This window comes from Polynucleobacter sp. (assembly GCF_040400325.1).
GTDB lineage: Bacteria > Pseudomonadota > Gammaproteobacteria > Burkholderiales > Burkholderiaceae > Polynucleobacter.
The window spans coordinates 1-9,149 of the sequence record NZ_JBBAQK010000024.1; the positions used below are offsets into that span (position 1 = coordinate 1).

The 9,149-nt window shown below is 40.5% G+C and carries 7 protein-coding genes; 4 read left to right on the forward strand and 3 right to left on the reverse strand.

Features of this window, described 5'->3' with window-relative positions; genetic code table 11:
* Nucleotides 1-214: 214 nt before the first annotated feature.
* The 4 genes from ABWP14_RS11080 to ABWP14_RS11095 are packed head-to-tail and all read left to right on the forward strand — an operon-like array spanning nucleotide 215 to nucleotide 4,946.
* Nucleotides 215-1,234, forward strand: coding sequence for a glycosyltransferase (locus ABWP14_RS11080; protein WP_353203032.1), 1,020 nt, complete (start codon nucleotides 215-217; stop codon nucleotides 1,232-1,234).
* Between the two features lie 30 nt (nucleotides 1,235-1,264).
* Nucleotides 1,265-2,941, forward strand: coding sequence for a DUF6311 domain-containing protein (locus tag ABWP14_RS11085; RefSeq protein ID WP_353203033.1), 1,677 nt, complete (start codon nucleotides 1,265-1,267; stop codon nucleotides 2,939-2,941).
* Between the two features lie 38 nt (nucleotides 2,942-2,979).
* Nucleotides 2,980-4,023 (forward strand): GDP-mannose 4,6-dehydratase, encoded by a 1,044-nt coding sequence (gene gmd, locus ABWP14_RS11090; RefSeq protein ID WP_353203034.1) that lies wholly within the window; start codon nucleotides 2,980-2,982, stop codon nucleotides 4,021-4,023.
* On the forward strand, nucleotides 4,020-4,946 hold the full coding sequence (locus ABWP14_RS11095) for an NAD-dependent epimerase/dehydratase family protein (protein WP_353203035.1): 927 nt from the start codon (nucleotides 4,020-4,022) through the stop codon (nucleotides 4,944-4,946). The genes gmd and ABWP14_RS11095 overlap by 4 nt, the downstream gene beginning before the upstream one ends.
* Here ABWP14_RS11095 and ABWP14_RS11100 read toward each other — a convergent pair.
* The 3 genes from ABWP14_RS11100 to ABWP14_RS11115 all read right to left on the reverse strand — a co-directional run bounded on the left by ABWP14_RS11100 (nucleotide 4,933) and on the right by ABWP14_RS11115 (nucleotide 9,035).
* Nucleotides 4,933-6,567, reverse strand: a complete 1,635-nt coding sequence (locus ABWP14_RS11100) for an HAD-IA family hydrolase (protein WP_353203036.1) — start codon at nucleotides 6,565-6,567, stop codon at nucleotides 4,933-4,935. The two genes, ABWP14_RS11095 and ABWP14_RS11100, sit on opposite strands and share 14 nt — an antisense overlap.
* Nucleotides 6,568-6,588: 21 nt before the next feature.
* Nucleotides 6,589-8,304 carry a hypothetical protein gene (locus ABWP14_RS11105; protein WP_353203037.1) on the reverse strand — a complete coding sequence of 572 codons (1,716 nt, stop codon included), beginning with the start codon at nucleotides 8,302-8,304 and terminating at the stop codon, nucleotides 6,589-6,591.
* Between the two features lie 392 nt (nucleotides 8,305-8,696).
* Nucleotides 8,697-9,035: a phosphomannose isomerase type II C-terminal cupin domain gene (locus ABWP14_RS11115; protein ID WP_353203039.1), complete on the reverse strand. Its 339-nt coding sequence runs from the start codon at nucleotides 9,033-9,035 to the stop codon at nucleotides 8,697-8,699.
* Nucleotides 9,036-9,149: the final 114 nt, after the last annotated feature.

A 9,149-nucleotide genomic window follows, 5' to 3' on the forward strand; every position in this document is an offset into this window, starting at 1 on the left:
ATCTTGAGTTCATTGACCCATCAACAAATGATGGTGAGTCAGGGATTGTTGCGGTTCACTTGATGACGCCGAGTGGTGTTGTGAGGTTGGATTAAATCCCTTTTGCACCCGCTTGATGCTGTAGAAATAGACCAGTCATCCAAACGCCGCAGGATTTGCTCATTATATTGCGGAATGTTGAAGTCAAATTAAGTCTCATCGGTATACTCGTATAATGACTTTGGAACCTTTAGGTTCGAACCCAATACAATTATCGGTGGTTATACCCGCCTACAATGAAGAACTTGTAATTCAGGAGACACTTCTGAGAATTTCGAGACTCCTAATTGATTCAAAGATAAGCCATGAGATAATTATTGTCGACGATGGTAGTAGCGACGAAACCGTAAAGGTCGCAGCGTCATTTCAATCCGCGAGCTCTATTCGTATCTTAAGTTTGAGAAAGAATTCCGGTCATATGATTGCCCTTACCTTGGGTATGAGTCAAAGTCGCGGCGAGTACGTTGCGTCAATTGATGCAGATTTACAGGATCCACCCGAGCACTTAGTAACCATGTATAAAATTTTAACAGGGGATAACCAGCCTAAAATAGATGTTGTACAAGCATTTCGTGCCGATCGAAGCTCGGATAATTTTCTTAAACGTATTACTGCTGGTATCTACTACAAATTAACGTCACAATTTACTGGTTTAGAATTAATACCACATGCAGCCGATTATAGAATGATGACAAAATCAACAGCGACGACGCTGGTAAATTTGCCTGAGTCGAAAAAGGTTTTTAGACTTCTAATTCCTAAATTAGGATTTCGCGTTTACCCCTTGCCAATCACAAGAGACAAAAGATTTGCCGGAGTCACAAAATATTCATTTTCAAAAATGTTATCTTTGGCCACAGATTCAATTGTCAGCTTTAGTTTCATTCCACTTCGTTTTTTTGCTCTTTTCGGTATTGTAATTTCAATCCTTTCATTTATTTTGGGTATTTTATTCCTAATCCTTTATTGGATGGGTAGCACGGTGCCAGGTTGGCCATCCTTGGCTTTGTTGATCTTAAGTTTTAATTCCTTGCTTTTTGCTGGTTTGGGCTTTATCGGAGAGTACATCGGAAGGATTTATGAACTTGTTCAAAACCGTCCGATGAATCAATGGGAAGAGATTGAAATTAATCCAGAGTCAAAGTTGAAAGATCAAATCATTTTGACCAATAGAGAATCTACGACGGATGATTAAGCCTGTCACGAAAGCAAGAAGTAATAAAAAATGAGCCTGATTATGCAATTGAAGCAAAAACTTTCCTTAGTAAACTTTCAGCTCCCTTCATGCTTAAGCCTAATACTCCTGATAACTTTAGTAGTTTTCCATAAAATGCATCCATTTAACCTGTTGAATCCAAATTACGTAAATTGGATTTATCGAGAGGATAATTCACTTTTGGACATAGGCCAACAAGTTGCTGCACAAAATTCCTTTTTGAGTCAAGATTGGCGGTTCCCACCGGGGACGTTGTCGAATCTAGGAGTCTGGGGAAATAATTCTTTACTTTTTTCTGATGCATTCCCCTTGACCGCCTATCCTATAAAGATCCTTAACTCAATATTCGATTTTCACAATTCCACTATGCAGTTTTATGGAATAAATGTATTCTTTGGGGTTTTAGTTACCGTAAGTTCTGCTTTTGGTTTTGTTTATTGGGAGTGTAAATCGATTCTCGTGGCTTCATTCACTAGTTTCACTATTGCAACACTTCCACAAATTTTTTGGGTTTGGTCTTGGCCAAGTTTACAAATACAAGGCTTTTTAATTTTAGCCTTTTGGCTATGCCGGCTTAAGGACTTAAAGATTAAGAAATTTGGTTGGCCCGCTCTATTATTCGCAGTTTCTATGACGCACACCTACTTTGTACCAATGATAGGTTTATTCTTTTTGGCGGACCTGATAATTTCTAAAAAAATAATTGGAAAATCGACGATTTTTTTCAAACTTATAGTCGGCACCAACTTTGTTTTTTTAGGTACTTTTTTGGGAGGCGGATTTAATGCTGGACTTCGTGGATCGAGCACCGGTTTAGATTCAATCGGGTTGTATGCCTCCGATTGGCTAATATACTTCAATTCTGCGGGCATAAGTGCGATGGTTTTACCAGTTACATCAATCAAAAATTTGACAGGGTTTTCATACCCGGGTGTTGGAGTTTTTCTCCTCCTATTAATTGCAATAATGATTAAAGTCCAACGAAAAGTCATTTTCACTAAATCAAAGAATGAAACAGTTTCCAGTCTCTTTGATGTCAAATATTTATTCATCGCCGGGTTTATACTTTTCGTAGTTTCGATAGGCCCTTCTTTTCAGTTTTTTGGTCAGGAGCATTTGATAACTGAGAATGAATTTTTCTTGACCCCATTTAGCATTTTTAGGGTTCATTCTAGATTTAGTTGGGCGTTACCGCTCTTCGCCATAATTTGGGCCGTCCTTATCTTAAGCAGAAGTTTCTCACATAAAGTCGTGGTAGTAATTTTTGCTCTACTTTTGGGGGTACAACAATTAGAGCTTGGCAATTATTATCAGAACCAGAAGCAAGTTCTAAGTAGATTATTTGCTTCAAGTGATGTATCTCCAGGGGTACTTTCAAGTAAACTCAACCCTAGTATTCCGATGTACTTTCTACCTGGCTTTCCGTCCCCCCTGGAAATCTCGTGGCGATCTTCCTTCATGGACTTCATTTCAGAAGGGGGCCAGTTGGTAAATTTTGCATACATTAATAGGTTCTCAACTAAGCGAATACAGGAAGCAAATGAAAGAATCGCGGAAATGAGCCAACTTTCAACATTTGAATCAAATTCTTACTTAATGGTTCAAAATAAGTCATTCGTGGGGATTACTCAAAGGCACAAATTGATTGAACAGGTAGAGGGTTGGCAACTATTTTATATCTATTAACATTATAATTATGACGTCGTAGGGATGGGGATTAGCTAATGAATAAAAAAGCACTAATTACAGGAATTACCGGTCAAGATGGATCATATCTTTCTGAGTTACTACTTGAAAAAGGATATGAAGTCCATGGGATCAAGCGGCGTACGTCATTGTTCAACACTCAGAGAATAGATCACCTTTTTGATAATCCGAAAATTGGCAATAAGAGTCTATTTCTTTACCACGCAGATATGAATGATTCGTCTAGTTTATTGCGGGTAATCAATGAAGTGAAACCGGATGAGATTTATAATCTTGCGGCTCAAAGCCATGTTGCAGTCTCTTTTGAGGAGCCAGAGTACACAGCAAACTCAGATGCGGTCGGAACCCTTCGAATTCTTGAAGCGCTACGAATCTTGGGAATGACTTCTTGCCGTTTTTATCAAGCCTCGACATCAGAGTTGTACGGGGACGTACGAGAGACCCCGCAAACAGAAAATACACCTTTTTATCCCCGCTCTCCTTATGCGGCAGCAAAACTTTACGCTTACTGGATAACTGTTAATTATCGAGAGGCTTATGGTCAATTTGCAAGTAATGGTATTTTGTTTAATCACGAGTCCCCAAGACGTGGTGAAACCTTCGTAACTCGTAAAATTACAAGAGGGCTGGCGCAATTGGTCACAGGATCTGATCAAACGGTCCGTCTTGGAAATTTAAATGCAAAACGCGATTGGGGTCACGCGCGCGATTATGTTGAAGCCATGTGGTTAATGCTGCAACATCCAGAACCTTTGGATCTTGTAATCGCTACCGGCACTCAGTACACGGTGCGTGATTTTGTTGAAGAAGCATCTAGTAATTTAGGTTTTGATATTGAATGGCGTGGTGAGGGAATTGAAGAGAAGGGAGTCGACAAGAGGTCTGGACGTACCCTAATTGAGGTCGATGAAAAGTACTTCAGGCCGGCAGAAGTAGAAACTTTGCTAGGTGATGCGACCAAGGCTAACAATCTGCTTGGCTGGAAGCCAAGAACTTCATTTAAGGAATTGGTTCGCGAAATGTGTGAATCAGACTTAATTTGGGCTAAATCGATTAAGTGAAAATCTGGGTAACGGGAGCTTCGGGATCCTTAGGACAAGAATTAGTTCGAAGCCTTAAAGCAACAATCCCAGATGCGGAACTACTTGCACCCTCGCGCTCCGAGATTGATCTTGGCGACCGAGAATCTGTAAGAAATTTTGTTTTTACCAATAAACCCACACACGTTTTCCACTTAGCAGCAAAGGTTTTTGGAATTGCAGGCCATAAGGAGCAGCCCGCTGCAAGTTTGATTGAAAATACTTTAATCGATCATTCTATTTTTTCGGCACTCTTAGAGTTTCCACCAAGATGGGTGTATTACTCATCAACCGTCGCAGCATACGGGTACCCATATAAATCGATTCCTATAGAGGAAAATGATTGGCTGATTGGGAATCCCCATGAGAGTGAAATGGGGTATGCATTTTCAAAACGCCACAGTCTTTCCTATCTAGAAATGCTCCATTCAATAAGTGAAACAAAGTTCGTTTATGGATTATCAACTAATTTATTTGGCAGCGGTGATCGCTTCCTAGAAGGCCGTGGCCATGTAGTTATTTCACTTTTGGAAAAAGCAACGAGAATTTACAATTCAAGCGATCCACTTGAAGTCTGGGGAGACGGAACTGCTTCAAGAGATTTCCTCTCCACAAAAGCAGCGGCTGGATTGCTAATCGATTTGGTTGATAAACACGTTGGTATTGTAAATATTGCGTCGGGCCAACAAATTTTTATCAAAGAGATTGCGAATGAAATCGCCGAGGTTTTTGAATTAGATGGTGGAATTGAGTTCGTTGGTATTAATCAAGGGATTACGAGTCGAGTTTGCTCTACTGAGAAACTTGAGAAGTTCACATCCTTTGTGAAAGAGATAAACTCAAAACAAGAGCTTTGGGGCGAAATCAGAAACTACAAAGAAAACAGGTTTCCTAGTCATTCTTAATTAATCTTCCAAGTAGATTTTGAATTCTTTGGAATGACTCTTTAAGGAAAACCAATAATGCGAAGATAAGTCGTTCCAGCCCGTTTCTTGACACTAATCGCGACCCGTAGGGCCAAAGTATTTTTGAACCACTAAAAAGTTCGCACCATGTTGAAGTAATAAGCAAGCTCTTGGAGTTTGCATTTACCTGGTGGATAGCACCCTCAAAGTATGAAGTTAATTCAGCCGAAGGGAAACGGGCAAAAGATTCAAGAATAAGGCTAGACTTATCAAGGTCTATTTGAACAGAGTCCTTAGTTATTCCTCTCGTTGCACCTAATAGAATTAAAGATTTGTATCTCGAATTCTCACCCCTGATTCGTTCTTGAGGTTTTAAATCGATACCAATCCGATCGAAACCGTTCGACTCATCTGTGAATACAGATTCCAAGAAATCTCGCGATCGCCAAATACGTAAACGATTTTTGAGACCACCAGGATTAAGCTCAAATTGATTTGGAGATTTTTGGCCCAATAACTGCCAGTAGACGAATTCCCAAGTGATTAATGGGAATAAATCAGTAACTTTTTTCGCTGTCGTTCCCCGCCAACCTATGTCATAGAGAAGGACGCGCTTGGAATCTCCCACAATTGATTCGAGATATGTATGAAACCTCTGGTCATTTAATAACTCGCGAGAAGTCTTGAAATAGACAATGGGATCATTCTTAAAGAGATGCTTATGAGCTATGAAAGGAAGCCATCCATCTCTACTGCTGTATAAAATGAAATCATATTTATTTTGGGTATGCATTTCATGGACTTCTTTAGCTATCGCCTTTGATACCAGATTGCCAATTACCGAACCAAAAAGCTCTGGCAATTTAAGGCCTTCTTCCGGTGAGGGAGTTAAGTCGAGCAATAAGTTTTTAAACAATCCCGCGATCGCCGCATTTCCTGACTTTCCTGATTTACGTAAGAAGTCATAAGCCTGCAGACTAAGCAAACCACAATCAATTAATTGATGTTTCATGTGTGGGTAGTAAATAGCCTTAATTCCTATTGTATAAGGACTCTTGATATCTGATTTTAAATTATCCCCAATATGAACCCAGTCTTCATACGAAACATTCAAACTAGATTGGACTTTCTCAAACAACCCAGTCGATTTGGTTAATCCAAAATCACCGCTAGTGAAGACTTCCACATTTGCAATCTTGAATTTGAGCAGAATTCTTTGAATGTCGTTTGCCCGGAAATGGGTATCACTAATGATGCAAACCTTGGCACCCGCAACTTGAGCTGCAATTAGGGCGTTTGCCATGACAGGATTGAGTGAAAGGCTTTTTTGCTCTAGGTCCATCTCAAATTCGAGTCCCCAAGGTTTGGGCATTCGTGAATAAATGTCATCTTGTGAAATTTCAGGAATTCCTTTGGCGCGCTTTAAAATTCGGGCGGTAGCTTCAGCCTTGAAACGTGCATAGAAATACTGGTCAGAATAATTCTTCCAAAGCTGAAAGTGAGTTACGGAGTCCCGAAATACCAGAGTATCGAAGAAATCAAAACTAACAAGCTCAATTCCATGAAAATCAAAAGTGGACGGATTAAAAATAGATTTAGGCAGGCTAGGGTCATTTATCATCGTATTGAATTCTTAGGGGATTTAAGATTTCTTGCGAATCATCCACTTAGCAATACCCACGACTGGTCTCATAAACGGCAATGCTGCCAATAATGAGAACCCAAGGACGCGCCTTCTGGCGCGTGGCATGAGCCTTATTTCTTCAATTAAATCGCGCTGATTTGGTGAGTACTGATTATCAAATTCAGATTTAACTGATTTGCGAAGACTCAAAACACGATCTCTCTTGGGATCTTGGCCTATAGAAAGCAGGAATGAATAAGAATCATGAAAGGTTGAAACTTGGGGCAACTCAGAACTATTCTGTACACGTAGGCAAGGAACTTTTATTGCAACTTCTGTAAAACTTGCTTTACTCAATTTTAAATTTATAACAAGTCCATTTAGAGGCACGGTTCCGGTGTTGCCCATTATGACGGGGGCAAACTGTCGACCTCCCTGGCTTAGGGCCACCGTAGGTAAAGCCCCAAATTGGGTTCCTTCTTTTTTCATTTCATCTAACAAATCCTTTAACTGAGCTTCAAAACCTTCCAAGACTTCTGTATTTGAGTAAAACACACAAAATTCTGACAATTCCAAGCTTCGAGCCAACGAGACTAAATCTTGAATGTCTAGCAACAATGCATTTGTCTGTTCAATCCGAGCAAATCCTATTTGGGTTAAGCGCCCACGCAGATCATTCTCCGAGTTGCCTAAAATAAGGGCATCTACTCCCCGCGGAAGAGGCTTATCTTTTTTCTTAACTAGAATCTTCTTTAGTTGGACGGTTAAATCAAACTTCTCCATAAATAGATGTTGAGAAAACTCCTGTTGCTTTGCTAGGAGTTTAGGATTTTGGCGTAACTCCTGCATGAACTCAAATAATTGATCTGCGGCAAAACGATCTCCACGTTCCAAGTCTAGGTAGAAGCCGTCCTTGCCAAGATGTTTGCGAATAAAGGGATGCCCATCAGAAATGATTGAATTACCGGCTGCTAAACCTTCAAAGAATCGACTTGAGATTATGCCCTCACTTAGATGTTGCTCAGAGGAAAGGACAAGTGAGACGCCACTCTCTCGGGCCTTTCGTAAAATACTCTTACCATCAAAAGGGATCTCTCCTCGATAGCTTTCAAAACCCTTCCATGGAACCACATGCGAAATTTTTCGCGGGCCATAAATGTTAAGCACATCCTTGTCATCTAGTAGTTTGAACATTTCATGGTGACGTCCTTTGCGACCAGATAACTTACTCCAATTGATGCCAGCATAAAACGCGTGCGGAATAGAATCCCTCTGAGCTTCATTGATCCATTCCACCCAACTTCCGGGTAGCGAATGATTGAGAACACCAAACTCTTCTTTGGGTCTAAATCCCTTAAGCAACTCAAGAATTTTTTGACTATCGGTATGAACTAGGTTGTCATGGCTAAGTTGGTTTTCCCAAACATATGCCAGATCCCAGTCTTTCATGAATGAAGTTGGGGTCCAAAAGGCACCTATACTCTTTGCGCTAAAGAACTTTGGATATTCATAGTGTATGTCCAGAACGGCATCGACGTTTTTTTCAATACTCTTGATGTCTTTAAAATCGAAACTGGCATTAACCTCAACAACTTTTGGTACCCAACCAAGCTCCTTGCTGGAGGCAACGAGTCGCTGAACAACTTCGTGTTCAGCAGCCTTTAGGTTATAAAAATGTTTGATGATTAGGAGAGTAGGTTTCGACATTTCCGGAGTTTTGGCCTTGCTCATCATGAGGTGAGTCTAACCAAGGATTTCAAAATGTGGCCAAAAGGCAACTAGGAATCAATATGCGGCGGGTTTAGCGATCTTGTTATATGGATAAGTATGGTTTTTCTTTAGCCTTTTGATAAACACAGCCTTGAATGGTGATCTAGCAAATTGATCGGCTATATCGTGAGGAAAGTTAAAGAACTGGATTACTGTTTTATTGCGGAAATGGATTGTAAGCAGAAACAGATCAGAGTCCCATACGTACTTTGATACCACCAGAGAGAAACAAAAATTCTTTTGCACATGATGAGTATGGTTGGGTAGAAATCGAAAAGATAACAAATCTATGGACTTGAACGGTCAGACATTTAAGCTGATAGATAGAAAGGGTCAATTCTAACTTGGCATTAGCCTTAGCGACCGAAGTCATCCTCGTACCGGACAATGTCATCTTCGGCAAAGGACGAACCTGTTTGAACTTCAATAAAAACTAATGGATTGCTGGTACCGCACGAAATTCTATGCTTTGAACCAATCGGAACGTCAACCGCGGCACCAGGCCCAACTTCTATTTCTTTGCCATCTATTTCGGCGGTTCCTTGCCCTGAAACTATAAACCAGTGCTCTGCTCTAAATTTGTGGCTTTGCAGAGAGATGCGCATTCCTGGATTAAGAGCTAGTTTCTTAACCTGGCAGGTTTCCTCAGTATGCAGGACCGTGTAATTGCCCCAAGGGCGTTCTTTAAAGTTCATTTGGAAAGTGTAATAAATGAAGCAAGAGAATTAATCAGATGAACAGTCACATTCTAAATTTCTGTGGCTTGGGCCGGGATCGAACCGGCGACCTAACGATTTTCAGTCGTTCGC

Excerpts from the sequence above, each read along its gene's own strand:
- ABWP14_RS11115 (WP_353203039.1), bottom strand. The coding sequence starts at position 9,035 with ATGAACTTTAAAGAACGCCCTTGGGGCAATTACACGGTCCTGCATACT.
- ABWP14_RS11100 (WP_353203036.1), bottom strand. The coding sequence starts at position 6,567 with ATGATAAATGACCCTAGCCTGCCTAAATCTATTTTTAATCCGTCCACT.
- ABWP14_RS11085 (WP_353203033.1), top strand. The coding sequence starts at position 1,265 with ATGAGCCTGATTATGCAATTGAAGCAAAAACTTTCCTTAGTAAACTTT.
- ABWP14_RS11080 (WP_353203032.1), top strand. The coding sequence starts at position 215 with ATGACTTTGGAACCTTTAGGTTCGAACCCAATACAATTATCGGTGGTT.
- gmd (WP_353203034.1), top strand. The coding sequence starts at position 2,980 with ATGAATAAAAAAGCACTAATTACAGGAATTACCGGTCAAGATGGATCA.
- ABWP14_RS11105 (WP_353203037.1), bottom strand. The coding sequence starts at position 8,304 with ATGATGAGCAAGGCCAAAACTCCGGAAATGTCGAAACCTACTCTCCTA.